Here is a 909-nt window from a genome sequence, read left to right as displayed (position 1 = left end):
CTAGGTCTGCCGTTTAGGCTCGGGTATCCAAGAGCATTTCGGATTCAGGCAGCGGCTCCGACAATCTGTGCGGGTCATGTTCGGTGCGCCAGTCCAGGGGGCCCGGGGTTTGGTTGTTATCCAAGGCCAATACCCCGGCCCCGCCGTAGCGGGCGTAGATCGTACCGAGCAGCACGGTGGTGGGGTTTTCCCGGCTCTGCTTTGCCGTTCACTATGGCGCTGGTGCGTGGCCCTGGCAACTGCTGACTCACGGCCTACACATCAGCGCGCTCGACGCGCGCTAAAGAATCTCCTTACGGGAAGTCGCAGTGACGCGAGCACGAGGCAGCTTGGCCACTATCAAGTCCTTTCGAACAATCCGTTCACAGGGAACCTAGAACTTTACACCGCAGTGTTTGAGCCGAGCGGCACTGATCTCCAACGAATCATCAACATCTCCATGCCAGTTCAGCCCTTCTTTCATCACCGAAGTCAACACGTGACACAGCTAATGGAACGCTCAAGCAAAATATCCATTCTTCAGCCTTGATGATCACGGTAGCCGTGAAATAGTGCGAGGTAGGGCGGCGCTATGGAGAGTCACGTCGGTGGTGGAGGTGAGCCGCCCCATCTTGTATCCCCGCTCGGCAGCGCGCAGACTCGAGGTGCCGGCCCAAGCGCGGTGGGCCGGGCCAGTGCGGCACCGCCACCCGATACCCGCGCATGATTCGAAAGGAGCCGGCAGATGTCGAAGCACCAGAGGCAGAAGTACCCGCGCCCCGGACGAGGCGAGGGGGCTCCGAGTGGCGCGGATCTGTTCGTCCTGCAGGTGCTTGAGCGCGCCGAGCAGGCCGGGGCGAAGGCCGGGCGCAAAGCGGTGAGGAAGGCCCTGAAGTACGCCGACACCCCTGGCTTCGAGTTGAGTCCAGA

2 protein-coding genes are annotated in these 909 nt (G+C 61.5%); one reads left to right on the top strand and one right to left on the bottom strand.

Annotation, left to right across the window (positions count from 1 at the left end; all coding sequences use genetic code 11):
- Positions 1-13 precede the first annotated feature (13 nt).
- Positions 14-175: a hypothetical protein gene (locus tag JCM19049_RS21405; protein ID WP_279403382.1), complete on the bottom strand. Its 162-nt coding sequence runs from the start codon at positions 173-175 to the stop codon at positions 14-16.
- Positions 176-724: 549 nt separating this feature from the next.
- On the opposite strand from JCM19049_RS21405, the gene JCM19049_RS15630 reads away from it, so the two are divergent.
- A partial coding sequence (locus JCM19049_RS15630; RefSeq protein ID WP_279403381.1) for a hypothetical protein occupies positions 725-909 on the top strand: 185 nt, incomplete at its 3' end.

Source organism: Arthrobacter sp. JCM 19049 (assembly GCF_001310435.1).
The sequence above is the reverse complement of the archived record's forward strand: the minus strand, read 5'-3'. Positions and strand labels throughout refer to the sequence as shown.